Genomic DNA, 26670 nt, shown 5'->3' on the forward strand with positions numbered 1-26670 from the left:
GGCTACGCCCGGCCTCCGCTTCCCCCCACACGTCATCTACGATGTCGCTGACCCTTCAACTGCGATGTCGCTGTGCACCACAACGCCAGCGCCTCGCGTTTCTCGTTGGTATACTGGTGACGGTGATAGACCCCAGCGACGCCAGCCATAGCTGATCCTGACTGGTGATTGAGGACCGCCTCAGAAACCACCAAGGGTATGCCAAGACGCTGGAGACCGGTTGCCACCGTCCGTCGAATATCATGCATTGTGAAGTGACCGGCCTCATAACCGAGCTTCTCGTCCACGCTTGCCCTGATCCGCTTCCACGCCTTCGATAGTCCGCTGACGCTGTTCGTATTGGTGACCTTCGATGCCAACAGGATCTGGGATTGCTTGTGGGCCTCGTCGGGGTCGATGCCAGCCGCCATGAATATCTCGGTGATGACTGCCAGGGCCTGCGCAGATAGCGGCACCACATTCGCCTTGCCGTTTTTCGCTCGGTCGCCCGGAACTGTCCAGACTTTCGCCTTGAAATCGAACTCGTCGCACGCTGCATCGAGCACCTCGCCCCGGCGCTGAGCCGTAAGGACAAGCATCTGCACAAGATGACCGAATGGATAGCCATCCTCGACGGCAGACTGCCATAGTGCCGCTAGCTCGCGGTCGCTCAGTACACGATCTCGAGGTTCATTCCGCTTCGGGCGCCACGCATCCCGGCAGGGGTTGGCTGGCATGTGCTCAAGTCTGGTGAGCGCCCACGTGTAGAAGGTCGAAAGATGGCGATACACGATGCGCGCCATCGTCAGGGTTTCCTTGCCCCGCTCGAACGCAATCTTCTCAACGAAGCGGCTCACGTCACTTCGGGTAATGGAGTCCGCGAGCCGGTCTCCAATCTCGGGCTCAATATACTTTCGGAAGACCCGATCGAACTCCCTCGCGCTCCGTTTTTTGCCCTCGATCTGCTGAGCAAGGTACGTCTCGTAGAGCTCCGCGACTGTCCCGACGCCTTTTGATCCCTTCCTTTTTGCGCCCGCTTTTCTGGCGATGCTCTTGCCCTGCTCGACATCGACAAGCAGATCGCGCGCCTTCTTGCGGGCGTGCGCCAGGGTGAAACTCGGACCATGGCGTCCGATCGTCACATTCAACCACTTGCCCTGAACCCGCTTGCGCAGAATGTACGTCTTGATACCACTGGCACCCATGCGGAGCCTAAGGCCGGGGACGATACCATCGGCGAGCTCAATCTGACCCGCAGCCGGCGCCTTCAGTCCTGCGATCTTAGCGTCCGTCAAACCTACTTTGTTCGCCATATGTACCTGCTACCTTAGGTAGCTTTTTGTAGTGGATACTGGCGAACATTTCAAGAACAATACGGACTATGAATCGCAGATTTCCGCCATTTTCGGACACATGCGGACATGCTAGGACCCTCTGATCATGGCTCTTAATCAGCGGGTCCTAGGTTCGAGCCCTAGTGCGTCCACCACCTCCCAATCAGCCAGACCTGATGGAAACGCCAATTCCGCCTTGGCGTATGCGCGCCTAGCTTCTTGTCATCACGAACAAGGAGAGCAGGCGTGGAGAGGGTGACACTGTGGGGATGGATCGACTTTGAAGGCAAGGATGCGGCAGCGATTGTTCGCGGTGGCGCGCAATTCATACTGCCGACGTACGAGGAGCGCGGATGCATCCACTATGTCTGGAATGCCGATCCGCTCAAGCCTGACCGTATCTGGGTGTTTGAGGAATGGGACAGCATCGAGGCGCTGGCCGAACATCTCGAAGGGCCACTTTACCGCGCCATGGCCGGCTACCTTGCAGAGGCCGGCATGACCGGTGCAGAGGTCGACAAGTATCGCGTGGTCCAGAAGCAACCGGTGTACGACGGCAGCGGGGTCCCTCAGGCGGCGTTCGACTGACTTGCCATAAAAAGCGCCGGAACCCGAAGGCTCCGGCGCAAGGTTTTCGCGTCTGGTTCGACGTCGAAGGTCAGAACTTGAAGCCGGCAGCCACACCGTAGCGGCGCGGCTCCAGCGTGAAGATGTTGGTGAACAGCCCCGAAGACTGGTCCGTCACGTACAGACCGGTCGTTGCGTTGTTATTGGTGATATTCTGGATGTAGCCACGCAGGTACCAGCGATCATCGCGGCCGTTCAGCTGGATCTGGGCGTTCATGACCTCGTAGCCCTTGATCCGGTTGATGTTGCCATTGAAGATCGTGCCGTAGCTTTCACCGGTGTAGTTGATGTCGAAACGCGGTACGATCGACATGTCGCCCATCTCGATGGTGTACTGGATACCAGCCGACCACTTGAACTCCGGCGCCTGCGGCAGTTCGTTGCCCCGGACGTTCTTTTCGATGCCCGAACTGACCCGGATGCCACCGAAGGCGGCACCAGCGGCGCCAGCCGCCTGCGCTGCAAGCGCACCGCAGATAGAGAACGCGCCAGTGGTGTTCGTGCCGGGAATCGGGGTGGTCGGACGCAGGCCGACACCGGCGTTGATGGCGTTTACGAAGCCATTTGCCGCCGCAGCGCTGACGCCGGTTACGGCGCAGTTCGAACCAAGCGTGATGTCCTTGATGATCACGGTGTCCGAGCGCCCCGCCGACACGTCACGGGTATCGACGAAGAATTGATCGCCTACCACCTTGGTCTTGAGATAGCTGGCCGACAGGTTGACCAGCAGGTTCCGCGTCGGAGCCATGATTGCTTCTGCTTCAACGCCATAGATATTCGCGTCAATGTTGTCGTTGACCGAAGTACGCGCGGTGATGCGGCTGAGCTGCAGATCCTTGTAGCGATAGTAGAACGCCGAGAGGTTCAGTTGCAGGGCGCCAAAGCGGTTCTTCGACCCGATTTCAAAGGAATCGACCGATTCCGGCTTGAACGAGTCATTGACCGAGCCGACCGAAAGCGGCGGGTTGATACCGCCTGACTTGTAACCGCGCGAGTATGACAGGTAAATCAGGTTGTCCGGGCTGATCTGGTAATCGAGCACCGCACGGCCGGTGAATCTGCCAAAGCTGACCGAGCGTTCCTGGAATGCCTGCACGCCAGCAGTACCCTTGTCGAAGTCGCCAGCCGTTGCATAGTTCAAGGCATTTTCGAGCGCTTGTGCCCCCACGGGAGCGTAGATTGCACCACCGCCAGCGAACTCACTCGACAGGCCATTGCTGAGCAAGGTGGTGCGTGCCCGGGTGAACTTCTTGTCGTGATTATAACGCAGGCCAAGCGTCAGCTTAACCTGGTCATTGAACTTGAAGTAGGTCTCACCGAAGATGCCGTAGCTGTCGAGCGTACCCCGCGCCGTGTTATTGCGGAAGAAGGGCGAAGGACGGAATACAGCTTGGGGACCGAATGCACCAGTTGCTGCTGCCGCCGCGCCGAGAAGGCCCGCCGCATAATCGAGACCGAATGAATTGACGTAGTAATTGTTGTTCGTCGTGATGCCACGCAGGTAATTTGCGCCGATCAGGAAGTTGAACATCCCGTCAAAATCGGAGTCAATGTGCGCCTCGGCAGCGTACTGCTTGTATTCCTGTCCGGACTCGTCGAAATCAAGCGACGTGTTGGCGCAGACTGCCTTGTTGCCAGCACCATAGACGCCGACGTTGTTCGGATCGATGTCGGACTGACAGATCTTTCCGGTGGGACCGTTGGGGATAAGCCTTGCCGCAATCGGGGCGAAGGCAAAGCCCAGCGTCGGGCTTTGTGCGAATGCAGCTAGAGCGGCCAGACCTGGGTTACCGACCAGGCTGCGCTGCGTGGCGAGGTTGTAGTCAGAACGGCTGCGGACCGTATTTCGCGAGAACCCTGCCGTGACGTTCAGCGTCAGGCCGGTGCCAAGGCTTTGCTGCAGCTTGCCCTGGTAGACTTCTTCCTGCGCGAAATAGGTCGGCAGGTAATCGATGTCGACAGTACGGACGTCTGCCGGGTTAACCACACCGGTATTGGCGTCACCGTCGTTGCTGTAGATGCTGCCGAGGCCAAGCGCAGCAAACGCTGGTGAAACGGCAATGCCAAGGAATTCCCGCGAAGAGAGCAGCGAGGCGAGGGTCGAGTCTGCGTTTGTCGTCTCGTTTGCAAGTTTGTCGGGCAAGCACCCCAGAACCCCGGTCGGATCACGATGACAAAGCTGCTTCTGGATGCGGCTGCGATTGTCGTTTTCGCGGAAATAGTATGCCGAAAGATCGATGGTTGTATCGGGGCTTGGCTCCCAGCGGAGCGAACCACGGAATGCGTACATGTCGCGACCGTCGATACGGCTGTTTGTGCCGATGTTGTAGGTATAGCCGTCACGACGATTATACATGCCCGCCACGCGGACGCCCAGCGTCTCGCCCAGTGGGACGTTAACCATACCTTTCAGCCGGACAGAGTTATATTTTCCGTAGTCAGCCTCGCCTGCAGCACCGAAGCCTGACAGGTCGGGCTTCGCTGTAATGATGTTGACCACGCCCGATGTCGCATTTCGCCCGAACAGCGTCCCCTGGGGCCCGCGAAGCACCTCGATACGCTCGAGATCGAAGAATTCGGTTTCGAAAAGTCGGCTGGAAACCATCGGCATGTCATTGAGATGGATGCCAGTCGCGGCGTCGCAGGAGACGCCAACGCACAAGTCACCGATACCGCGGATGGTAAAGCTGGAGGACGTGAAGTTCGTCTTCGTGAATGTCACGTTTGGCAGCGAAAGCTGCAGGTCAGTCGAGTTCTGGATCTGCTGTTTAGTCAGGTTTTCTGCCGAGAATGCAGAGACCGCGATCGGCACGTCCTGCAGTGACTGGGCCTGGCGCTGCGCAGTAACGATGATTTCCTGCAAACCAATGCCTTCATCGGCGGATTGCGGCGCACTCTGGGCGAAAACCGGTGTAGCGACGGCTGCGGCGCACACGCCCGCAAGCAGGGAAAGCTTGCCCCTCATAGTCAGACCTCTCTCTCCAGCGGCCCCCGTCATTAACCGCGGGTGACCTGGAGACAGGACATAACTTCAGCAATTCTTTGTCAACCGGATAATTAAAAGTGCGGGTTTCCGTAGGGGAATGCCGTTGCAGAAGAGACCATTCTGGCAAGGTTTGCATGAAAATGCATGACATCGTAATGGGGAAATCTATGCATGATGCGACATTATAGTGTGCATATGCTGAATTAGATCGCTATTTCCCCTCACCAAGCGAATCGGTTGCAAGAATCAGCGGCCGAACAATCTCGCCCATGGCCTACCGGCCAAGCTCGCACTATGGCGGGCGCAAACGCGCCCTGCGGATGTGCAATCACTGAAGGATCAAGTTCCAATGGCCAAGTTTCTGATCGTCGAAGCCAGGTTTTACGACCACCTCAACGACATGCTGATCGCCGGTGCCACGGCCGCTTTAATGGAAGCAGGCCACAAGGTGGAAGTGCTCACTGTACCCGGCGCCCTCGAGATTCCCGGCGCCATTGCCCTCGCAGATGAGTCAGGCGATTTCGACGGCTACGTCGCCATCGGTGTGGTCATTCGGGGCGAAACCTATCACTTCGAGATCGTAGCCGGGGAAAGCGCACGCGGCATCATGGCGCTGACAATGGATGGCGTCGCTATCGGCAACGGTATCCTTACCGTCGAGAACGAAGCGCAGGCCATCGTGCGCGCCGATCCTGCGCAGAAGGACAAGGGTGGCGAAGCAGCGAAGGCTGCACTCGCCCTGCTTGCACTTCGCGAACGCTGGGCCTGACCTATCAGCCAACCGGCGCGCAGCGATCATCGCGGCGCGCCTTGTCGGCCTGATCAAATTCCTTCTGCGTAGGCGCCAGCCTACGATCGAGAATGATGCCTCGCTCCGTTGGCGTGTAGATGACCGGCAGATCGCGAGACTGAACCAGCCTACCTTTCTTCTGAAGGATAAAGCGGATACCGTCCGGGCTGCGCAGTGAATCCATCACCGCTACGTTGTCGGTATTCGCCGCGAAGACCGATACCGAAACGTAGCCCTTGTTTGGGCTGGGCGGGACATCGACAAGTATCGGGCCGGCAGACAAGTCATAGACGCAACTGGCGTAGGCAAGGTCTGGCGACGGACGAACGATCTGCCGGGAAGCTGCGGTCGTGCGATCTGCGAAGCGGAAGACGTTTACGCTTTCTCCGTCGCCGGAGAGCCTCCGCATCGCGATGTGCATTATGACTTGAGGCGCTGCCAATATCGTTGCCATGTGACCGACAGCCACTGCCGCGATGAAGGCAACGCCATATAGCACCCGGCCCCTCACCGGCTTTCTCCGCACGAAATGCGCTCGACCTTCGGGAATGCGATCGAAGCAAAATCCCGCTGTGCTTGCGAAGCAGGATTGTAGATTCGCAGCGTCAGGTCGAACTCGCCCGCTTGCCTGGTTGACAGCCACGGCATGGCCGGATTGGCCGACGGGCCGACTTCCGCCTCCCAGATGCCACGCTGGTCCGGCGTGACTTCCGAGGCGTCGACAGAAAGCGCGTCGTCCTTGTTCTGCGGAAGGTAGTCGTCAGAGGCATATGCGGTGATTGACCACCACTTCCCCGGCAACGGCCCGCCGACCAGCCGGTAATGGCAGTCCTCTCGCAGGGGTTCGCCAAGATCATCGACCTTGCGGGTGAAATAGATTGCCTGGCTGCGGTTGAGCGCCAGCAGTCCTGTCAGCGCCACTCTGGCACGCAGCAAGGGCCCCGCCTCGGCCGATCCGGTTACGCGGCTGCCACTCCAGCCGCTGTACTCCTCGCTTCCCATGCCGACGTGCTTCAGCGCAATGATCGCCGATGCAGCACCGACAACGAGGCCGATCGCGACCATAGCAAGCACGCCGACAGCCTTTGCGGGGCTACACACCGGCATCGAAGTATTCAGCGAGGCCCCACGGGCCATATGGGCCGATAACAAGCTGCTCGAAACCACCGATGCCGGTCTCGTCATCGCTGGTGGACACGCGAGAGATGATCTGGACGTGGAGATTGTCGAGCGTTGGAGCCATCGGGTCGAGGTCAGCCAGGACAAAGTCCTCGCGCTCGACGGCGAGCGGCCCATGATAAAGGCCATGCCCCCACTTGGGACTGGTGTAGCCAAGCCCCCTCATCTGAAATCTCACGAGCGGTTCAAACGTCAACGCCAACGAACCTTCGGGCCGCTGGATGGTCAGCGTCCCGCCAGCGGGCCACCGTGTGCCCGGCTGCATCGGGGAGACCATGGCTGCGGCGGGGGTTTCGAAGAACGATTCCGTTTCGCCACCGTCCGGTGCGATCACGGCGCGAGTGTTCCACGGCGCACCATGGCGATCAGCGTTGATGTGGAAAAACAGGCTGCGATTTGGCAGATTAACCGGCGTCCATTGCCAGAAGAAGGATGAGACCACGCCATGCCCGTGAGGCTGAGCGTCGGACGCGCCGACGGGACGCACACCCCAACTGCGGTCACGGGTGCCGCAAGTTCCGGTGGCCAGATCAATTCTTTCGCCATCGACTTCGATCCACCCCGTGTAGCGGCCGTTCTGCGTCAGGCGGGTGTAGTCCATGAACGTCCGCGGGCCGATACGATGGATGAACCGTGGCTCTTCAATCGGAAAAGCGCGGCCGGTGAAAGTGAGGTCCGCCGCCAGCCCTTCCCCGCGCACTCGTACCCGAAGGACGTTCAGGGGTTCGATAATCTCAATGCTGATGGGCCCGACCACCAGATCGAACCGCTCCATGTTCAGTTCGCGCGAGGCATGGAGGTTGTACTGAACTCCCTCTCGAATGCAGGAGAAATGGGCATCAGCGACGTTCAGATGCGGGTAGATGCCGAGTGCAACCGCAAAGAACCCGGAGCCGTCGGGTGCATAGCCATTAAAGAAGTATCGATCGTAGAAGTTACGGTCCGTACCGGCATAGGCAATCGGTTCCGGGGTCTGGTGCAGCGGATAGTCGTCTCCCTTGGTCAACATCAGGCAAGCTCCATCCGGCGCTTCAGCGCCCCGAGACTGTCATGTTCAAGCGCAAGTTCGCAGGCACCGCGAGCCATCGACAGGAAATTGGCATCACCACGGTCCGTGCGCACCACGAAAGCGGCACTGAAAACGGCGGTAGAAACACCGTGGAGCGCTCCAATGCGATAGTCGTCCCAGACATCGTCTAGAGTATGTGGCGCGCCCAGACGGGTCATTTCAGCGCAGTAGATGTCGAGCAACGCCCGTTCGTTCGGGCGGCGCAATTCCGAGCCGATGCCGCAGCCAAGGAAGTACCCGACGTCGGTCAAGCCGCATCCTGCCGCCGCCGTCTGCCAATCCACCAAGGCAATGGGCTGCTGACCTCCCATGATCCCGAATAGCATGTTGTCGAGCCGAAAATCTCCGTGGAGGAAGGACCGGCGTGAATGTTTCCGATCGAACCACAGGTCGAGATTCTCGTTCAACGCCTCGCAGACCCCCATGAGATCGGGCTCCAGGGCATCGGCATAGCGATCCCGAAAGATTGCCTGGGCTTGCGGGTACAGGTCCCGCAACGTCTGGCTCGCTTGCGGGTCGGGCTGCAGCCATGCAGCGTCGAGCACGGGATGGTCCATCGTGGGCGCATGCAGGGCTGCAGCTTGGCGCATGGCTGCTTGCGCCTGAGGCAAGGTACATCCCGCCAGCTGGTTTCCGGCACTACAGGGACCAAGATCTTCGAACAGCAGCACGAAATCGCAACCGTTGTCGTCGAGCATGGCAGCATAGACCTGCGGTACCCGCATCTGTGTCAGAGATGCCACTTCCCGGTAGAACATGACTTCACGTGAATAGAGCGAGAACAGGGCCGCGGTCTGGCGACTGGTAGCATCGCTTGAGGGGAACTTTGCAGCGACAGTTGCTGGAGCCTGAGGTGCATTGTTGGTGTATCGCAAAGTGAACCGTGCGGTATCGCCCACCTGCCCCGTACCGATTGCCTGCCATTCGATATCAGCAATCCGCGCGTCACCCAGCACACCGGCCTTGGCAAGTTGCACTTCAAGCCATGCAACGTCGACCTCGTCGGCGCGCGTCGGAAAATCAGCCATCTCGTTCTCCCGAATGCAGGCTGACAGAGACTGCCATACTTTGGAAGGGCGATTCAAATGACCGATTAAATCAGTGCGAGGGAACGCTCCATCGTCCGCAGTTTTGGCAGAACGACACATGGAGAAAGGACAGCGATGTGGATGGCCCACTCGAATGGTTTGCAGCCCTGGGTACAATTGTCGCGGCGAGTCTCGTAGCGGCAGACCTGGGGCGTCGTTGGACGGGGTGGGGATTCGTCCTGTTCATGGCGGTGGCAATCACGTGGATCGTGGCGGGGTTGAGGAGCAATTCAGGTTCGCTCGTAATACAGAACGGCGCATTGCTGCTCATAAATGCCTGGGGAGTTTGGTGCTACCTGATCTCACCAAAACGTAGACTGTCGTCCGGTGAGCATTGAACCTGCTCCATTCTGGTTCAACTACGGATGAATACAACACGTCATCATTGCATCATATAATTGAAATTTGCGGATTTCTTTTGGCCATACCCCAAGGACTACGAGCCAGCCCTAAGTGGAACGCCGAATGGCTGCGTCACGCACTCCTGCCAATTTCGCAAAGCTAACAAGGCTGATGGCGGACTGGTCCCGTGAAGCGCTTTGCGGGCGCACAGTAGGGGTGATGGGATGGGCAGGGAACAGGTGAGGTCACGGGCCAGGCGACTCATTTCCGTCGCCAATGAATTGCTCGCGATGGCCCATGAAATGGAATTGAACGAAGGTGAACTGCAGATCGACCGGGAAGCCATCACCATCCCGAAGGATAGCCACGTCTGGGCCGAAGTCGCCAGAACCGCCTATCGCGACAGGCGCCGGCGGTTGGACATTTTCGCAGACGCGACCCTATTTGGAGAGCCAGCCTGGGACATCCTGCTGGACCTTTTTATCGCCGCGAAAGAACGCAAGCGACTGCCGGTCACCAGCGCATGCATCGGGGCGGCAGTGCCAGCCACCACCGCATTGCGCTGGTTGACGGTGCTTGAAGACAAGGGCCTGATCGTCCGTGAAGCCGATGCGACCGACGCCCGCCGCGTGTTCGTCCGGCTGTCGAGCGATGGCTACGAAAAAATGGTGGCCTACTTTTCGAATATCGCCGGTGATCTGCAGAGCGAAGAGGAAATCGTGAAGCGCTCACTGAGAATAGCGCATTAAACTGTGTGAGAGGGACCGCCTTCAGATTGAGGCTGCCCCTCCGAACGCAAATTCAGGTATTACGAAGATCAGGCACCAAGCCGACCGAAGGCAGCCTTGCCGGCGTAACGCGCCGATACACCCAGCTCTTCTTCAATGCGGATGAGCTGGTTGTACTTGGCGAGACGATCGGAGCGGGCGAGAGAGCCGGTCTTGATCTGGCCGCAATTGGTGGCAACCGCCAGGTCAGCGATGGTCGCATCTTCGGTTTCGCCCGAACGGTGCGACATGACTGCGGTGTAGCCATTGCGCTGCGCGATCGACACGGCCTCGAGCGTCTCGGTAAGCGAGCCGATCTGATTCACCTTGACCAGCAGCGAGTTTGCCAAGCCCTTTCCGATGCCCATCTCGAGACGTTTGGGATTGGTCACGAAGAGATCGTCTCCCACAAGCTGCACGCGCTTGCCAACCTTCGCAGTCAGCGCTGCCCAGCCTTCGAAATCGTCTTCGCTCATACCGTCTTCGATCGAGATGATCGGATAGGCGTCGCAGAGCGCGGCGAGATAGTCAGCCATGGCATCGGGCGAGAGCGAAAGGCCTTCTCCGCTGATTTCGTACTTGCCGTTCTTGAAGAATTCCGTTGCGGCGCAATCGAGCGCGAGCATCATGTCTTCACCGGGCTTGAAGCCCGCCTTCTCGATGGACGCCATCACGAAGTCGAGTGCGTCGCGCGTGCTGGCAAGGTTCGGAGCGAACCCGCCCTCGTCTCCGACCGCCGTTGCGAGGCCCTTTTCGTGAAGACCCTTCTTGAGGGTGTGGAACACTTCCGCCCCCCAACGCACGGCTTCGGCCAGCGACGGCGCGCCGACGGGCATGATCATGAATTCCTGGAAATCGATAGGGTTGTCGGCGTGCTCACCGCCGTTGATGATGTTCATCATCGGTACCGGGAGAACATGAGCAGCCACGCCCCCGACATAGCTGTAAAGCGGCAGTCCGCGGGCGTCCGCCGCTGCCTTGGCAACTGCGAGGCTGGTGCCAAGGATCGCGTTCGCGCCCAGGCGGCCCTTGTTTTCAGTCCCATCGAGCTCGATCATGGCGAGATCGATGTCCCGCTGATCTTCAGCGTCCATGCCGAGGATGCATTCCGCGATGTCGGAGTTGACCGCAGTGACGGCCTTGGTCACACCCTTGCCCAGATAGCGGGCCTTGTCGCCATCGCGCAGTTCGACTGCTTCGTGGGCGCCTGTTGATGCACCTGAGGGAACAGCAGCGCGGCCAAAGCTTCCGTCTTCGAGAAGGACGTCGACTTCAACGGTGGGATTGCCACGGCTGTCGAGAATTTCACGCGCATGGATGTCGATGATCGCGGTCATTATCTGCTCCCTGCAGTTCGGCGAGAATTGAGCGCCAAGGTTGCCGCGGCTCCTATCGGCTGGAACCGTGGCAAGCAAGCCGCGTTTGCAGTGCAACATGCCTATCCGGGCCGGTCTTGTGCGCCAAGGCTCTTGCATTCCGCTGCAAGGGTCTAGCAAGATGGACAAGACCGCCCATATCGAGGGTCTAGCACCCGTGCGAACTGCCGAAGGGAAACAAACATGGCCGACACCACAATGACCCCCGCTGACGCCCCCAAGAAGCGCGCTTCGAAGGCGGCAGAGAATGTGGTCGCCACTGTAGCTGACACCAACGAAAGCGCCGCAGATACTGCAAAGGGCCGCTTTTCCAAGGCTATCGAGGAGGCAAAGGCTGGCGCCGAAGCTCTCAAGGGTGAGGCGATGGAAAAGGGTGCTGCCTACAAGGCCAAGGTCAGCGGCACGACCGCAGACTGGGTCGACGAAGCCAAGGTTTACGCGGGGCAGGCAAAGGAAAAGGGCGCTGCCCTTGCCGTAGAAGGCAAGGCCCGGGCCAGCGACGCACTCGGCGCGTTGGGCAAGACCATCTCCGACACTGCGACCACGATCGACGAAAAGCTGGGTGTGCAGTACGGCGACTATGCTCGCAGCGCAGCGCGTTCGATCCAGGAGACCGCGGCAAAGCTCGAAGCCAAGGACCTTGGCGAGCTTGGCGAAGACGTGAAGGAATTCGTGCGCAAGAGCCCGGGCGTGGCAATCGGTGTTGCCGCGGTGGCCGGCTTTGCCATCGCGCGATTGCTGTCGGGGGGATCGGACGACTGACCGCGCTGAACGCGGCGGCATTGATCCGATGAGCGAGCACAATTCAACCTGGACGCCTGATCCCTCCCCGTCTGAGGCAGGGATCGGTGCGGCCATCAAAGCCCTGATCGATGACGGGCAAACCCTCCTTGAAGCCGAAATCGCGTACAGGAAGGCTCAGGCGTCATATGGCCTGGGCGAAGCAAAGGCGATCATCGTCTTTCTGCTGCTTGGGTTGGCATTCGGCTTCTTCACCCTGCTGGCAATCGTCGTCGGGCTGTTGCTTGCTCTTGCCCACTACGTGGGCGTTTGGGGAGCTCTTGCCATTGTCGGCGGTGCACTGGCTCTCTTGGCTGTCATATGCCTGGCGCGAGCGACCAAGCGCATCCGCGCTGCCAAGGCGGCGCTCAGCGCAGGAGGGAAGCCATGACCGCCCCACCAGAGTTGGCTGCCGCAAGGGCACTTCGGGATGAAGCGCTGGCCGTGGTCAAGGGCGATCTGGAAATAGCCAAGCTGGAGCTTTCTCCGGGGCGCGTCAAGGAACGTGCGGTGGGGGAAGCCGTTGAAATGCTCGATAGCGCTCGTGCAGTTGCCGACGAGAACAAGGTGGTGATCGGCGTAACCGTCGCTGCACTGTTTGGCTGGTTCCTCCGGGAACCGATCCAGGAATTGGCCGAGCGCGTGATCGACAAAGTCCGATCCGGAGATTGAGATGAGCGAAGAACTGCAAGTAAACGGCGCAGAGACCCTGCGCGAAAAGGTTGACGCGGCCAAGTCGCGCCTGGCGGAACGCACTGCCAGCTCGAAGTCGGTCCAGACCGTCAAGGGGCTGATCGAGGAGCACCCGGTGGCGTCGGTCGCCGCCGGTATACTTCTGGGCGCGCTCGTTGCGAAGGCCTTGCCCTCTGTCGGCCGGCGCAGCACCAAGGCCAGGGGCACCGCTGAAGACGCGGCCAGTTCGTTGCGCAAGAGCGCGTCGGGTCTGGCGGCAGTCGCCGGAAAGCTCGCAATCGACTATGCAACCCGTGCGCGGGACGTTGGTCGTGACGGCCTTAACAAGGTTGAGGAGCTCAGTGGCACGGTTGGCGAAAAGATTGCCGACGGCAGCGAAGAGGCCCGCCGCAAGGCTTTCGATCTTTCCGAGATCGTTCGCTCAGCCGCCATAGAGGCGAGCGAAGCGGCGCTGCGCAAGGTGAACGAACTCACTGCGCGCGTTAAGCCTTAAAAAGGGCTCAGGCGAGCCGTTCGCATGACTTGCGCGCGGCTCGTCTTTTTGTCAGTGGCGCACACGAATCCTCCCCAAAGGAAAGTCGCCAATGCAAAAGCTGCACCTCGTTATGGGCGGGCGGGTCAAAGACCCCCAGGGCCTCGAATTTCAAGACCTCAAGGCAATCGACGTTGTCGGCGTGTTCCCCGACTATGCCAGCGCTGAAGAAGCCTGGCGCGGTGCCGCACAGAGGACCGTGGACGACGCCGAGATGCGCTACGTGATCGTGCACCTCCATCGCCTGCTTGAACCGGCCCTGCCGAAGGATTGAGCAAGCTTATAAAAAAAGGCCCCGGATCGCTCCGGGGCCTTTTTTCGTTAGTGATGCCGATCGCTCAAATGAACTCGATCTTCTGGACAAGGTAGAACTTGTCGCCCGAGGGGACAGTCACCTCGATCTCCTCATCGACCTTGCGGCCGATCAGTGCCTTGCCGAGCGGCGAGTTGTAGCTGATCATGCCCTTCTTGGCATCGGCCTCGTATGGACCGACGATCTGGTACTTCACCGGCTTTTCGTCATCGTCGAGCAAGGTCACGGTGGCACCGAAGATGATCTTGTCACCCGAGAGAGTCGCCGGATCGATGATCTGCGCGCGGCTGACGCGATCCTCGAGATCGGCGATAGTCGCTTCGACCTGGCCCTGACGTTCCTTGGCCGCATGATATTCCGCGTTTTCCGAAAGGTCGCCATGGGCGCGCGCTTCCTCGATCGCGTCGACGATCTTGGGCCGCTCCTCGCGCAGCGCTTTCAGCTCGGCAGTCAGCTTTTCATAGCCTTCCGCAAGCATCGGCAGCTTTTCCACACTCGCCATCCGTAACTCTCTTTCCTGTCACGCCCCGGCTACCGCTACGGCAACCGAGGGAAAACCTGCCCCCGCCGACCGACGCCGAATGCGCCGAGCCGGACCAGTCTCATGACAATGCCGGGGGACTAATAAGGTTCAAGCATAATAGTCCTGCAACGAACGCACTTCAAGTTCGGCAGAGCGAAGTGCCTCGATTGCCTCGACCGCAGCGACGGAAGCAGCAGCCGTCGTGAAGTAGGGAACGCGCGAGTTCAACGCCGAAGCGCGGATCGATTGCGAGTCCTTGTGGCTCTGCCAGCCCTCGGTCGTGTTGAAGATCAGCGCGATGTCGCCATCGATGATCCGGTCGACGATGTGCGGACGGCCTTCGGCCACCTTGTTCACTCGTTCGATGATCAGGCCCGCATCGGTCAGATAGCGAGCCGTACCACCGGTGGCCACGATCTTGAAGCCCAGGCTGATCGCCTTGCGCACGGCGGGCAGGATCACCGCCTTGTCGCTATCCTTGACCGAAACGAAGATCGTTCCGCTCTGCGGCAGCTTGGTGCCTGCACCAAGCTGCGACTTGGCGAAAGCGACCGCGAAGGTCTTGTCGACGCCCATGACTTCGCCGGTTGACTTCATTTCCGGCGAGAGCACGGGGTCGATGCCGGGGAAACGGGCGAACGGGAACACGGCTTCCTTGACTGCCATGTAGTCGATCTCGCGCTTGATCGCGGGGAGATCGGCCAGTTTCTCGCCCGCCATGACGCGCGCCGCGATCTTGGCAATGGGCGTGCCCACGGCCTTGGCCACGAATGGCACCGTGCGGCTTGCACGCGGGTTCACCTCGATCAGATAGACCTCGCCGTCCTTGATCGCGAACTGGATGTTCATCAGACCGCGCACGTTGAGGCCGCGTGCCAGCAGAACCGCCTGACGCTCCATCTCTGCGATGATTTCGGCTGACAGGCTGTAGGGCGGAAGGGTGCAGGCGCTGTCGCCCGAGTGAATGCCCGCTTCCTCGATATGCTGCATGACACCGGCGACGGTTACGTCCGTGCCATCGGCCAGAGCATCGACGTCGCACTCAATCGCATCGCGAAGGTATTGGTCGATCAGCACCGGGCTGTCGCCCGAGACCTGAACGGCAGTGGCGATGTAGTCGTCCAGCTGCGCCTGGCTGTCGACAATCTCCATCGCGCGGCCACCAAGCACGTAGCTCGGACGGATCAGCACCGGGTAGCCGATGCGGCTCGCCACCGCGACGGCCTCATCGCGGCTGCGGGCAATGCCGTTGGCAGGCTGCTTGAGGCCGAGCTTGGCGACCAATGCTGCGAAGCGCTCTCGGTCTTCGGCAAGGTCGATCGAGTCCGGCGATGTGCCGAGGATCGGGATGCCTGCATCCTGCAGCGCCTGCGCCAGCTTCAGCGGGGTCTGCCCGCCAAACTGCACGATAACGCCGACGAGTTCGCCCTTTGACTGTTCGACCGCGAGGATCTCCAGCACGTCTTCGGCAGTCAACGGCTCGAAGTAGAGGCGATCCGAGGTGTCGTAGTCGGTCGACACGGTCTCCGGGTTGCAGTTGACCATGATGGTCTCGAACCCGGCGTCACCCAGCGCGAAGCAGGCGTGGCAGCAGCAGTAGTCGAACTCGATGCCCTGCCCGATGCGGTTCGGACCACCGCCGAGGATGACAATCTTCTTGGCGTCAGTCGGAGCAGCCTCGTTCTCCGGCTCGCCGAACAGCGCGCCTTCATACGTCGAGTACATGTAGGGCGTGACCGCCTCAAACTCGGCGGCGCAGCTGTCGATGCGCTTGAACACCGGGCGCACGCCAAGCTTGTGGCGCAAGGACCGCACTTCAGCTTCGCTGGTGGCACCGGCCATGGCGCGCAGCGCGTCATGTAGCAGGCCCGAGCGCTTGGCCTGGGTCTCTGCCATGCCACCGGCAACGCCAATCCCGCGCACGGCCAGTGTGGCGAGGCGCTTGTCGGAGAAGCCCATCGCCTTCAGGCGGCGCAGGCCCGCCGCGTCGTTGGGCAAGCCATCGCGCTGGATGACGTTCTCGGCTTCGACGATCTCGTGGATATGACGCAGGAACCACGGCTCGTATTTGGTGACGGCGTGGACTTCGTCGACCGACAGGCCCTCGCGGAAAGCCTGCGCGATCACCAGCAGGCGATCGGGCGTGGCGCGGGCGAGCGCGGCGGTGATCTCATCGCGGCTGGCGCCTTCGAGGCCGACGACGCGGTTGAAGCCATCGAGGCCGGTTTCCAACCCGCGCAGGGCCTTCTGCATCGATTCCTTGATGTTGCGGCCAATCGCCATGACCTCGCCGACCGACTTCATCGCCGTGCCGAGCAGAGGCTCTGCGCCCTTGAACTTTTCGAAGGCGAAGCGCGGGATTTTGGTGACGACGTAGTCGATGGTCGGTTCGAACGCCGCCGGGGTGGCCCCGGTGATGTCGTTCATGATCTCGTCGAGCGTGTAGCCCACGGCGAGCTTGGCCGCGACCTTAGCAATCGGGAAGCCGGTGGCCTTGGACGCCAGTGCCGAGGAGCGCGACACGCGCGGGTTCATCTCGATGACGATCAGGCGGCCGTCCTTGGGGTTCACCGCGAACTGCACGTTCGAACCGCCGGTCTCGACGCCGATTTCCCGGAGAACCGCGATCGATGCGTTGCGCATGATCTGGTATTCCTTGTCGGTCAGCGTCAGCGCCGGGGCGACGGTGATGGAATCGCCGGTGTGGACGCCCATCGGATCGACGTTCTCGATCGAGCAGATGATGATGCAGTTGTCCTTTTTATCGCGGACAACCTCCATCTCGTATTCCTTCCAGCCGAGGAGCGATTCCTCGATCAGGACTTCGGTCGTCGGGCTGGCTTCGAGGCCGCCCTTCACGATCTTGACGAACTCTTCCTTGTTGTAGGCAATGCCGCCGCCGGTGCCGCCCATGGTGAAGCTGGGGCGGATGATCGAAGGCAGGCCGGTGCGCTCGAGGATTTCGAGCGCCTCGTCGATGGTGTGCGCAACGCCCGAGCGCGCGGATTCGAGGCCAATCTTGTCCATTGCCTCGCGGAAGCGCTGGCGGTCTTCGGCCTTGTCGATCGCATCGGCATTGGCGCCGATCATCTGCACGCCGTACTTTTCCAACGTGCCATCGTTAAACAGCGCCAGCGCGGTGTTGAGCGCGGTCTGCCCGCCCATCGTGGGAAGCAGCGCATCGGGGCGCTCCTTCTCGATGATCTTGGCGACGACTTCGGGCGTGATCGGTTCGACATAAGTCGCGTGCGCCATGTCCGGATCGGTCATGATCGTCGCGGGGTTCGAGTTGACCAGGATGATGCGATAGCCCTCTTCCTTGAGCGCCTTCACCGCCTGCGTGCCCGAATAATCGAACTCGCAAGCCTGGCCGATGATGATCGGCCCGGCGCCGATGATCAGGATCGAGGAGATGTCAGTGCGTTTGGGCATTACTTTACCGCCGATTCAGGAGCGAGGATGCTTTCGAGCTCGAATTTCCCGAGCTTTCCGTCAGAGACTTTCTGTCGGACTAGTTCAGCGGAAATCGGCCCAACACCCTCAGTAAAAAGGATCAAAAGTTCAGTTCGCCCATCCGAAGTCTTCGGTCGAGCTGTCTTCACCCCGACAGAGGCAAGTGGAGCGAGATCTTTTTCGAGGGCTGCAACGTCATCAGCATCGCCAAAGACGGCATATCCTAAGAGGCGCGATGCCTCGCCAGCAGCCGAGCGAACCGGAACGCCCGGCTTCGCAACTCCCACAGTCGGGACAGTTGCCGCAATTACCAGTGCTCCAAGGATGAAACGGACCTTCACCCCAACATCCCCACAAACTTCTCGAACAGGTAGAAACTGTCCTGCGGCCCCGGCGACGCCTCGGGGTGATACTGCACCCCGAACGCCTTCTTGCCCTTCACCGCGATGCCGCAGTTCGAGCCGTCGAACAGCGAGACGTGGGTTTCGATCACGTTGTCGCCCAGCGCGCCGGGGGCGTTGTCGACCGCGAAGCCGTGGTTCATTGAGGTGATCTCGACCACGCCGTCTTCCATGCGCTTGACCGGGTGGTTCGCACCGCGGTGGCCCTGGTGCATCTTGGTGGTGCGGGCGCCGGCGGCCAGCGCCAGCATCTGGTGGCCGAGGCAGATGCCGAAGACTGGCATGTCCATCTCGAGCAGCTTCTGGATCACCGGCACGGCATAGGCCCCCGTCGCCGCCGGATCGCCCGGGCCGTTCGACAGGAAGACGCCATCGGGCTTCAATTCGAGGATCGTTTCCAGCGAAGTCTCGGCCGGAACCACCGTCACCGCCGCGCCCGCCTTCACGAGATTGCGGAAGATGTTGTCCTTGGCGCCGAAGTCCATGGCGACGACGTGGGGGCGCTTGTCATGCGGTGAGCGGCCATAGCCCTTGCCGAGATGCCAGACAGAGCCTTCCCAGGCCTCCTGCCCGTCGCGCGTGACGACGCGGGCCAAGTCCATCCCTTCAAGACCGGGCCAGTTGCGCGCACGCTCGACCAATGCGGGGATGTCGAACTCTCCCTTGGGATCGTGTGCGATCACCGCGTTGGGCGCGCCGCTCATGCGAATGCGGCGGGTCAGGGCGCGGGTGTCGAGGCCGGAAATGCCGATCTTACCCTGCTTTTCCATCCACTGCTGGAAGGTGCCGGCGCTGCGGAAGTTGGCAGGCGCAGTCACATCCTCGCGCACCACGCAGCCGACGGCGCCGGGCGTGTCATGGCTTTCCATGTCTTCGGGGTTGGTGCCGACGTTGCCGACATGCGGGAAGGTGAACGTCACAATCTGCGCCGCGTAGGACGGATCGGTCATCACTTCCTGATAGCCGGTCATCGCGGTGTTGAAGCACACCTCGCCGACGGCTGCGCCGGCAGCGCCGAAACCACGTCCCCAGGCAACAGACCCATCGGCAAGTACGAGGACTCCCGTCGCGCCATCTGGTTGAGGCGCGTGCGAAAGTGCGGGGTCGGCCATGATATGGGGCGCTCCGTTGGCAGGTGTTCTGGCGATGTTGCTAAGGGGCGGCTGCTAGACCTGACTCGACGCAGCGTCAACCTAGCGATTCCCGAAAGTTTGGCCTACATGGAAGGTTTCCCGCCATGACGGCGGAGAACTCCACGGGAAATACGTTTACATGATCCGCGATACCATCAAGGCCGCGCAGGTTTCCGCCATGAAAGCGGGCGACAAGCCCCGCCTCGCCGCCGTCCGCCTGATCCTTGCCAAGCTCAAGGACAAGGACATCGAACTGCGCACCGCCTCGGCTGTGCCGGAGGATGACGTGCTCGTCACCGACGTTTTGCAGAAGATGGCGAAGCAGCGCCGCGAATCGATCTCGCTTTATGAACAGGGCGGCCGCCAGGAACTCGCAGACGTCGAGAAGGCCGAGCTTGCGGTGATCGAGGAATTCCTGCCCCAGCAGATGAGCGAGGACGACACCAAGGCCGCCATCGCTGCGATCATCGCCGAAACCGGCGCTGCGGGCATGAAAGATATGGGCAAGGTGGTTGCTGCATTGAAGGCCAAGCACGGCACACAGCTCGACATGGGCAAGGCCAGCGGGCTGGTGAAGGCGTCGCTTTCGGCCTGACCGCGCCATGAGCCTCTCTCCGCAATGGCTGGACGAACTCCGCTCCCGCATCTCGCTTTCGGGCGTGATCGGGCGGAGCGTTCGCGTCACAAAGGCGGGGCGCGAATTCAAGGCCTGCTGCCCGTTCCATAACGAGAAGACGCCCAGCTTCACCATCAACGACGAGAAGGGCTTCTACCACTGCTTCGGCTGCGGCGCGCATGGCGACGTCATCCGCTGGATGACCGACCATCAGGGCCTGCCCTTCATGGACGCGGTGAAGGAACTGGCGCTGCAGGCTGGAATGGAAGTTCCTGCCCCCGATCCGCGCGCAGCAAGGAAGGCCGAGCAGCAGAAGTCGTTGCATGACGTTATGCAGGCGGCGCAGGACTTTTTCGTGCGCTGCCTTGGCGATGAGCGTGGTGCGGAGGCGCGACGCTATCTCGCCTCTCGCGGGTTCCCGGCGCAGATCGTGCGGGATTTCGGCTTCGGCTTCGCTCCGGATAGCCGCACTGCGCTGAAAGAGGCGCTGTCGGCCTTCCCCGATGAGATGCTCATCGAGGCTGGCTTGCGAATCGTGGTCGAAGGAAAGGAACCCTACGACCGTTTCCGTGGCCGCCTGATGCTGCCGATCCTTGACCCGCGCGGTCGCGTGATTGCCTTCGGCGGACGCATCCTCACTGCGGAAAAGACCGACGCGCCGAAGTACCTGAACTCTCCCGATACGCCGCTGTTCGACAAGGGCCGCACGGTCTACAACCTGCATCGCGCCGGGCCTGCTTCGCGCCAGAGCGGACGCGTAGTGGTCGTCGAAGGATATATGGACGTGGTGGCGCTCGCGGCCGCAGGCATCGGCGAAGCGGTCGCCCCGCTTGGCACGGCACTGACGGAGCATCAGATCGAACGCCTCTGGCGACTGGTCGAAACGCCAACGCTTTGCTTCGATGGCGACAGCGCAGGCCAGCGCGCAGCGATGCGGGCGATCACGCGCGCCCTGCCCCTGCTCCGCCCCGGACATTCGCTGCGCATCGTCACGCTGCCAGCAGGCATGGACCCGGACGACGTCGTGAAAAAACAGGGCGCGGCGGCGATGGAGGAATTGCTGGACGGTGCCCGAAGCCTCGTCGACGTTCTCTGGGAAGCGGAACGCGATGCTGCCCCGCTGGCGACGCCAGAAGACAAGGCAGGATTGAAGGCCAGGCTGCTTGCCCATTGCGAGACCATACAGCACCCAGACATCAAGTCGCTCTACAGGCGCGAACTGACCGAGCGATTTGGCGAACTGGCGTTCGCCCGAAAGGAACGGGCGCCTTTTCAGCCACGACCATCGGGTTCCCGCGCGAAAGGCCAGCCCTGGAAACCGGCACCGCCACCACTTGCCGAGCAGGACAAGGCGAAAATGCTGCGCATCGGCGCGGGGCCGAGCAACAGCCTGCTGGCAGCCGTGCTCGACGGTCTGATCTGCCATCCGCAGCACATTGCGCGCCATGCTGACGCCCTCGCCCGCCTTCAGCCCGAGAATCCAGACACTTGCGCACTGATCGATGCACTGCTTGTCACGTCGGACGGGGCACAACCGCTTGAAAGCGCGACCTTGCGCACCATATTGCTGGAACGTGGGCTCAGGCTCCCGTCGGCGCAGGACTATGCCGGGATGCGATTCGGTTTTTTGGCCAGCGGTGGTGATTCGGCAGGAGACGAACTTGCCGAGGCAATTGCCATTCTGGTTGAATGGCCAGCGGTTGAAGAGGCGCTTGTCGAGGCAAACAAGCGCGTTGAAACCGAGCTTTCGGAAGAAAACTTCGCCGAACAGCAAAGATTGATAGCGCGGAGTATGGCTTTGCGTGCCCGTTTGGGGCAAATGGGCCGTGCTCGTGCTGCGTTATAATTATAGCAATGGCGCAAACCGGGTCGCCTTCGGCCCGGTTCTCAGATGGTGGTACCTGGGTTAAATGGCTTCGAACGACAAGACCGATAGCGGCGACGCTCCGCTGATCGACCTCAACGATGCATCGATCAAGAAGTTGATCGCGCGCGCCAAGCGCCGCGGGATCATCACGTATGACGAGCTGAACGAGGCCCTTCCCCAGGACCAGATGTCTTCCGAGCAGATCGAGGACATCATGGCCGCGATCTCCGAGATGGGCGTCAACATCGTCGAGAGCGACGAGGACGCGGTTGATCCCGAGGAAAAGGCGCAGGACGACGAACTCGACGAAGCCGAGACCGTCGAGGACCGCCCGGACGTTATCAAGCGCAAGGAAACGGTCGAGCGGACCGACGACCCGGTGCGCATGTATCTGCGTGAAATGGGCGCCGTTGAACTGCTCAGCCGCGAGGGCGAAATCGCCATCGCCAAGCGCATCGAGGCCGGTCGCGACACCATGATCATGGGCCTGTGCGAGAGCCCGATCACATTCCACGCCATCATCCAGTGGTCCGACGCGCTGAACGCCGGCGAGATGCAGCTGCGCGAGATTCTCGATCTCGACGCCATGCTTTCGAAGGAACCGCAGCCCGAAAACCTGTCGGAAGACGGTGAAGAGGCCGAGCCCGAAATCAGCGAAGCCACCGCCGGCCCCACCTTCAAGGAAGAAGAGGACGTCGAGGAGGAAGAATCCTCCGATGACGAGGACGACGAACTGCGCGAGCGCCGCGCCCGTCCGGCCGAGGAAGAAGAAGAGGACAACACCCTCAGCCTCGCCCAGATGGAAGCGCAGTTGAAGCCGGCAGCGCTTGAGCGCTTTGCCGAAATCACCTCGCTGTTCCGGGCCTTCGAGAAAATCCAGGCAGAGCGTCTCGACGCGCTTGGCATGGGCAACGATTTCCCCGCCGCCAAGGAAGCGCAGTACCAGAAGCTGCGCGAGGACCTGACGGCGCAGGTCGAATCCGTGCAGTTCCACGCTTCGAAGATCGAATACCTCGTCGACAATCTCTACGCCTTCAATCGTCGCCTGACGACGCTGGGCGGCCAGATGCTGCGCCTTGCCGAGCGCCACAAGGTGTCGCGCAAGGACTTCCTCGACATGTATGTCGGGCATGAGCTTGACGACGGTTGGCTGCAGGCCTTGGCCGGCCGCGACAAGAAGTGGGCGGCGTTTGCTGCGAACGAGGCAGCTCCGGTTGAGCGTATTCGGGCCGAGATTGCCGACATCGCGGCTGCCACCGGCATGTCGCTGGGCGAATTCCGCCGCATCGTGAACATGGTCCAGAAAGGCGAGCGTGAAGCACGCATCGCAAAGAAGGAAATGGTCGAGGCCAACCTGCGCCTCGTGATCTCCATCGCCAAGAAGTACACGAACCGCGGCCTGCAGTTCCTTGACCTCATTCAGGAAGGCAACATCGGCCTGATGAAGGCGGTCGACAAGTTCGAATACCGCCGCGGCTACAAGTTCTCGACCTACGCCACCTGGTGGATCAGGCAGGCCATCACCCGCTCGATCGCAGATCAGGCCCGAACGATCCGTATCCCGGTCCACATGATCGAGACGATCAACAAGCTGGTTCGCACCAGCCGCCAGTTCCTGCACGAGCAGGGCCGCGAACCGACGCCTGAAGAAATGGCCGAGCGTCTGTCGATGCCGCTCGAAAAGGTTCGCAAGGTGATGAAGATCGCCAAGGAGCCGATCTCCCTCGAAACGCCCATCGGCGACGAGGAAGATTCCCACCTCGGCGATTTCATCGAGGACAAGAACGCGATCATTCCGGTCGATGCGGCGATCCAGGCCAACCTGAAGGAAACGGTCACCCGCGTGCTTGCCAGCCTCACCCCGCGTGAAGAGCGCGTGCTGCGCATGCGCTTCGGTATCGGCATGAACACCGACCACACGCTGGAAGAAGTCGGCCAGCAGTTCTCGGTCACCCGCGAACGTATTCGTCAGATCGAGGCCAAGGCGCTGCGCAAGCTCAAGCATCCGTCGCGGTCGCGCAAGATGCGCTCGTTCCTCGACCAGTAAGCAATCCGCTGATGGAAGGCGCTGCCCCCGGACCAGTTCTGGAATGGGGGTATCGTCCCGAAAGTTGGCCATTGCGCGAACTGCGGAGGCAGTTGCGAGATCTGCAGACGCATTTTCCCGCGGTGCGTCGCGCAAAGTTTTCGGCCTACAACCTTGCCACGCGCCATCTTGGCCTGTTTGTCGACCCCGAGATACGACTGCTGCGAAAGCTCGCCCCGCTGGACCTCGCGATCGACATAGGCGGCAATTGGGGGCAAAGCGTTGTGGCCTTGCAGCGCTATGCACGGCCGCGAAAGATCATCACCATCGAACCGATCCCCTCGCTGGCGGAAGAACTTCGCCAGCGATTCTCAGGGGACAGCGACGTGGATGTGCGTGAGATTGCACTCGGCGCTGCAACTGGCGAACAGCACATCCACGTGCCGCGCTATCGCAACTTCGTCTATGACGGCATTGCCTCTCTTGACCGCGAAGCTGCGGTCCAGTGGCTTGATGAGCGGCGCATGGCGCGTTTCACGCCAGATCGGCTTGTAATCGACAGCTATAAGGTAAGGATCGAGAAGCTCGACGCGCTGGAACTCGCCCCGGACATCATCAAGATTGACGTGCAAGGCTTCGAATCGCAAGTCATCGGCGGTGGCATCAAAACGATCGCCTCGCATCAGCCGGTGATCTTGATCGAACGGCCCGACGCGTCTGCCGTTGCTGTCCTCGGCAAACTCGGTCTGTCGCCTTACGGCTGGAACGGAAAACGCCTCGTGCCGGGCGATCTCACCCGAAAGAATGCGATCTTTCTCTCCAGCCGACACCGCGCATTGCTGGACTGACTTCCGGACCGGCAGTCGAAGCTGCTAGTCGATCCTGTAGACCGCCAGACGGACCGTATTCCCAACCTTCCCGCCCTTCGCGATGAACAGGGCGCGGTTGACCCAATCGTATCCGGCATGTCCGGTCTCGAGCCGGATTGCCGTGCGCATGTAGTACTCGGCCGGGTCGACTTCCTCGCCCCAAGCAATGCGCGCATGCACCTCTGCCGTTGCGTGGCGAATGCCTTGGCTGATGACTTCGATCACCGCGCCGTCGCTGGTCTCGATCGCATAGCGCGCATCCAGTTCGGCGATCCCTCCGCGTGAGACGGTCTGCCAGTCGGCCCCGATTGGCAGAATGCGGCCGCCGAGCAGCGGTCCATCGGCGCTACCTCCGACAATCGGGATGATCCGCCGGACACCTATTGGGCATTCGCCCATCTCGTGGGGCCTCGACAGTTCGACAACCAGATCGGTCACAGGGGTCAGCGCAATGGTCACGCGGGCACCCTGGCGACTTGCGCACCTTCAGGAATGGTCCTCGGCGCGCCGTTCAGGCGGTCCTTGGCAAAGCCCGCAGCCTGCTGGTAGGCCAGCATGAAGGCACTTCGCTCCGCAGCCGGGATGACATCGTCGATATTCTCGAACTGACCGCCGCAACGTTCGTCCACCATATTGAGCAGGCCGAACGGGCCCGCCCCGCGGTTGCGCATCGCGACCTGGCCGATCGGGCCACAGAATTCGGCGTCGAACTGGGCAAGCGCCTCGGGCGTGACGCCGCGCTCCACCATGATGCGTCCGATCTGGCGTGCGTCGACAATTGCCTGCGAGGCGCCGTTGGACCCCGTGGGATACATCGGATGTGCCGCGTCCCCAATCAGCCCGACCGGCCCATCGACCCAGGTCGGCAAGGGATCGCGATCTATCATCGGGTTCTCGTAAGCCATGTCCGACTTTGCCAGCAGAGCCGGCAGATCAAGCCAGTCATAGACGAACCCGTCGAACTCGTGCGCAAACTCCGCCATTTCGACAGGCCTGAACCATCCCGACTTGGTCCAGTCGTGACTGGTGTCGTACGTCTGCTCGGCGATCCAGTTGATATCGGACAAGCCGTCCGCATCCGGGTGCGAAATCGGGTAGATCACCACGCGATGCCGGCTCGTGCCAAGGCCGACGAACGATGATCCCGAACGGATCGGTACGCCCTTGGCAGTGCCGCGCCACATGATCGTGCCGCCCCAATGGATCGGAGGCTGATCGGGGTGCATCTGCGCGCGGATTGCCGAATGTATGCCGTCTGCCCCGAACAGCAGCGTTCCTGCCACCTCTTCGACTTTGCCCGAGCGGTCCTCGACCAGGGCGGTGACCGATCCATTCGCTTCCTTGCGATAGCCCGTAACCTTGCTGCCCAGTCTCACCGCTTGCGGCCCGATGCGCTCGATCACCTTGCGGTAGAGCAGCATGTGGAATTCGCCGCGGTGCACGGCATACTGGTGCCAGTTATACCCGGCCAGCTTGCCACGCGGTTCGGAGTAGATCTCGCGTCCATTCAGCCCGACCAAGGCCCACTCGCGCGCCGGAATGCCCACGGCATCCATCTCGGCCTCACCGATGCCGAGGTCTTCGAGTTCGCGAACGGCGTTGGGCTGGAGATTTATGCCGACACCCAGCGGCTTCAATTCACGAACGGATTCGAAGACCGTGCAGGAGACCCCGATCTGGTGGAGCGTCAGTGCGAGCGTGAGCCCGCCAATGCCGCCCCCGGCGATGAGCACGTGTTCCTGCGGCATTCCTGTTCGTCCCGTCCGATCCTGAATGCCGGGCCTTTACGCATCGCGCGATCCGGTCGCAACCGCCATGACGCTCCCACCTGTTAGGATGAGCCCCATCGGGCAGATTTCCTCCAGCGATTTGCGGTGGCTTGTTGCGCTGCAAGAGCCTATGGGCGCGCCAACGAATCCCCTAATAC

At 61.1% G+C, this 26670-nt stretch carries 25 protein-coding genes; 12 read left to right on the forward strand and 13 right to left on the reverse strand.

Annotated features, from left to right (window positions below; all coding sequences use genetic code 11):
• Positions 1 to 32: 32 nt before the first annotated feature.
• On the reverse strand, positions 33 to 1292 hold the full coding sequence (locus tag AC1Q5P_RS09135) for a tyrosine-type recombinase/integrase (protein WP_492518761.1): 1260 nt from the start codon (positions 1290 to 1292) through the stop codon (positions 33 to 35).
• Positions 1293 to 1559: 267 nt separating this feature from the next.
• Here AC1Q5P_RS09135 and AC1Q5P_RS09140 point away from each other — a divergent pair, with 267 nt between their 5' ends.
• Positions 1560 to 1901 (forward strand): putative quinol monooxygenase, encoded by a 342-nt coding sequence (locus tag AC1Q5P_RS09140; protein WP_193828128.1) that lies wholly within the window; start codon positions 1560 to 1562, stop codon positions 1899 to 1901.
• A 70-nt stretch (positions 1902 to 1971) separates the two neighbouring features.
• On the opposite strand, the gene AC1Q5P_RS09145 is transcribed toward AC1Q5P_RS09140, so the two are convergent.
• Positions 1972 to 4905 (reverse strand): TonB-dependent receptor, encoded by a 2934-nt coding sequence (locus AC1Q5P_RS09145; RefSeq protein ID WP_492476427.1) that lies wholly within the window; start codon positions 4903 to 4905, stop codon positions 1972 to 1974.
• 370 nt (positions 4906 to 5275) lie between these two features.
• On the opposite strand from AC1Q5P_RS09145, the gene ribH reads away from it, so the two are divergent.
• Entirely contained in the window at positions 5276 to 5695 is a 420-nt protein-coding gene (gene ribH, locus AC1Q5P_RS09150; RefSeq protein WP_492518762.1) for a 6,7-dimethyl-8-ribityllumazine synthase, read from the forward strand.
• A 4-nt stretch (positions 5696 to 5699) separates the two neighbouring features.
• Here the strand turns inward: ribH and AC1Q5P_RS09155 are convergent, their stop codons facing one another.
• From AC1Q5P_RS09155 to AC1Q5P_RS09170, 4 genes are read right to left on the reverse strand one after another with little or no spacing between them, the layout of a single operon-like run.
• Positions 5700 to 6170 (reverse strand): DUF1254 domain-containing protein, encoded by a 471-nt coding sequence (locus AC1Q5P_RS09155; protein ID WP_492518763.1) that lies wholly within the window; start codon positions 6168 to 6170, stop codon positions 5700 to 5702.
• Positions 6171 to 6223: 53 nt separating this feature from the next.
• The gene (locus AC1Q5P_RS09160) at positions 6224 to 6817 is read right to left on the reverse strand and encodes a DUF1214 domain-containing protein (protein WP_492518764.1); all 594 of its coding nucleotides are present in this window, start codon (positions 6815 to 6817) and stop codon (positions 6224 to 6226) included.
• Positions 6810 to 7904, reverse strand: a complete 1095-nt coding sequence (locus AC1Q5P_RS09165; protein ID WP_492518765.1) for an Rv3169 family protein — start codon at positions 7902 to 7904, stop codon at positions 6810 to 6812. Before AC1Q5P_RS09165 ends, AC1Q5P_RS09160 begins: the two co-directional genes overlap by 8 nt.
• On the reverse strand, positions 7904 to 8992 hold the full coding sequence (locus AC1Q5P_RS09170) for a phosphotransferase family protein (RefSeq protein WP_492518766.1): 1089 nt from the start codon (positions 8990 to 8992) through the stop codon (positions 7904 to 7906). The genes AC1Q5P_RS09165 and AC1Q5P_RS09170 overlap by 1 nt, the downstream gene beginning before the upstream one ends.
• 626 nt (positions 8993 to 9618) lie before the next feature.
• On the opposite strand from AC1Q5P_RS09170, the gene AC1Q5P_RS09175 reads away from it, so the two are divergent.
• Positions 9619 to 10143, forward strand: coding sequence for a MarR family transcriptional regulator (locus AC1Q5P_RS09175; RefSeq protein WP_492518767.1), 525 nt, complete (start codon positions 9619 to 9621; stop codon positions 10141 to 10143).
• 68 nt (positions 10144 to 10211) lie between these two features.
• On the opposite strand, the gene eno is transcribed toward AC1Q5P_RS09175, so the two are convergent.
• Complete coding sequence (gene eno, locus AC1Q5P_RS09180) at positions 10212 to 11498, reverse strand: phosphopyruvate hydratase (protein ID WP_193828124.1); 1287 nt, start codon at positions 11496 to 11498, stop codon at positions 10212 to 10214.
• 222 nt (positions 11499 to 11720) lie between these two features.
• Between eno and AC1Q5P_RS09185 the strand changes: the two genes are divergently transcribed.
• From AC1Q5P_RS09185 to AC1Q5P_RS09205, 5 genes are all read left to right on the forward strand, one after another.
• Entirely contained in the window at positions 11721 to 12299 is a 579-nt protein-coding gene (locus tag AC1Q5P_RS09185; protein WP_492518768.1) for a hypothetical protein, read from the forward strand.
• Positions 12300 to 12327: 28 nt separating this feature from the next.
• The gene (locus AC1Q5P_RS09190; protein ID WP_052241879.1) at positions 12328 to 12708 is read left to right on the forward strand and encodes a phage holin family protein; all 381 of its coding nucleotides are present in this window, start codon (positions 12328 to 12330) and stop codon (positions 12706 to 12708) included.
• The gene (locus AC1Q5P_RS09195) at positions 12705 to 12989 is read left to right on the forward strand and encodes a hypothetical protein (RefSeq protein ID WP_039331235.1); all 285 of its coding nucleotides are present in this window, start codon (positions 12705 to 12707) and stop codon (positions 12987 to 12989) included. The genes AC1Q5P_RS09190 and AC1Q5P_RS09195 overlap by 4 nt, the downstream gene beginning before the upstream one ends.
• A 1-nt stretch (position 12990) precedes the next feature.
• The gene (locus AC1Q5P_RS09200; RefSeq protein WP_492518769.1) at positions 12991 to 13503 is read left to right on the forward strand and encodes a hypothetical protein; all 513 of its coding nucleotides are present in this window, start codon (positions 12991 to 12993) and stop codon (positions 13501 to 13503) included.
• Between the two features lie 91 nt (positions 13504 to 13594).
• Positions 13595 to 13816, forward strand: a complete 222-nt coding sequence (locus AC1Q5P_RS09205; RefSeq protein ID WP_062342193.1) for a DUF4170 domain-containing protein — start codon at positions 13595 to 13597, stop codon at positions 13814 to 13816.
• Between the two features lie 64 nt (positions 13817 to 13880).
• On the opposite strand, the gene greA is transcribed toward AC1Q5P_RS09205, so the two are convergent.
• From greA to carA, 4 genes are all read right to left on the reverse strand, one after another.
• Positions 13881 to 14357 (reverse strand): transcription elongation factor GreA, encoded by a 477-nt coding sequence (greA, locus tag AC1Q5P_RS09210; protein ID WP_039331241.1) that lies wholly within the window; start codon positions 14355 to 14357, stop codon positions 13881 to 13883.
• A 129-nt stretch (positions 14358 to 14486) separates the two neighbouring features.
• Complete coding sequence (carB, locus tag AC1Q5P_RS09215) at positions 14487 to 17810, reverse strand: carbamoyl-phosphate synthase large subunit (RefSeq protein WP_039331243.1); 3324 nt, start codon at positions 17808 to 17810, stop codon at positions 14487 to 14489.
• Positions 17810 to 18172 carry a hypothetical protein gene (locus AC1Q5P_RS09220; RefSeq protein WP_492518770.1) on the reverse strand — a complete coding sequence of 121 codons (363 nt, stop codon included), beginning with the start codon at positions 18170 to 18172 and terminating at the stop codon, positions 17810 to 17812. The genes carB and AC1Q5P_RS09220 overlap by 1 nt, the downstream gene beginning before the upstream one ends.
• The gene (carA, locus tag AC1Q5P_RS09225; protein ID WP_492518771.1) at positions 18169 to 19344 is read right to left on the reverse strand and encodes a glutamine-hydrolyzing carbamoyl-phosphate synthase small subunit; all 1176 of its coding nucleotides are present in this window, start codon (positions 19342 to 19344) and stop codon (positions 18169 to 18171) included. The genes AC1Q5P_RS09220 and carA overlap by 4 nt, the downstream gene beginning before the upstream one ends.
• Positions 19345 to 19504: 160 nt before the next feature.
• On the opposite strand from carA, the gene AC1Q5P_RS09230 reads away from it, so the two are divergent.
• The 4 genes from AC1Q5P_RS09230 (at position 19505) to AC1Q5P_RS09245 (ending at position 24722) form a co-directional block, all read left to right on the forward strand.
• Positions 19505 to 19960: a GatB/YqeY domain-containing protein gene (locus tag AC1Q5P_RS09230; protein ID WP_062342185.1), complete on the forward strand. Its 456-nt coding sequence runs from the start codon at positions 19505 to 19507 to the stop codon at positions 19958 to 19960.
• Between the two features lie 7 nt (positions 19961 to 19967).
• Positions 19968 to 21827 (forward strand): DNA primase, encoded by a 1860-nt coding sequence (dnaG, locus tag AC1Q5P_RS09235; RefSeq protein ID WP_492518772.1) that lies wholly within the window; start codon positions 19968 to 19970, stop codon positions 21825 to 21827.
• A 64-nt stretch (positions 21828 to 21891) separates the two neighbouring features.
• The gene (gene rpoD, locus AC1Q5P_RS09240; RefSeq protein WP_193828118.1) at positions 21892 to 23895 is read left to right on the forward strand and encodes an RNA polymerase sigma factor RpoD; all 2004 of its coding nucleotides are present in this window, start codon (positions 21892 to 21894) and stop codon (positions 23893 to 23895) included.
• Positions 23896 to 24017: 122 nt separating this feature from the next.
• The gene (locus tag AC1Q5P_RS09245) at positions 24018 to 24722 is read left to right on the forward strand and encodes an FkbM family methyltransferase (RefSeq protein ID WP_236727042.1); all 705 of its coding nucleotides are present in this window, start codon (positions 24018 to 24020) and stop codon (positions 24720 to 24722) included.
• Positions 24723 to 24746: 24 nt separating this feature from the next.
• Here AC1Q5P_RS09245 and AC1Q5P_RS09250 read toward each other — a convergent pair whose 3' ends face one another.
• Positions 24747 to 25202 (reverse strand): DUF3237 domain-containing protein, encoded by a 456-nt coding sequence (locus tag AC1Q5P_RS09250; RefSeq protein ID WP_492518773.1) that lies wholly within the window; start codon positions 25200 to 25202, stop codon positions 24747 to 24749.
• Positions 25199 to 26491 (reverse strand): flavin-dependent oxidoreductase, encoded by a 1293-nt coding sequence (locus AC1Q5P_RS09255; RefSeq protein WP_492518774.1) that lies wholly within the window; start codon positions 26489 to 26491, stop codon positions 25199 to 25201. The genes AC1Q5P_RS09250 and AC1Q5P_RS09255 overlap by 4 nt, the downstream gene beginning before the upstream one ends.
• Between the last annotated feature and the right edge of the window lie 179 nt (positions 26492 to 26670).

The sequence above is a fragment of the Novosphingobium sp. GW835-FHT14H07 genome, from assembly GCF_058793515.1.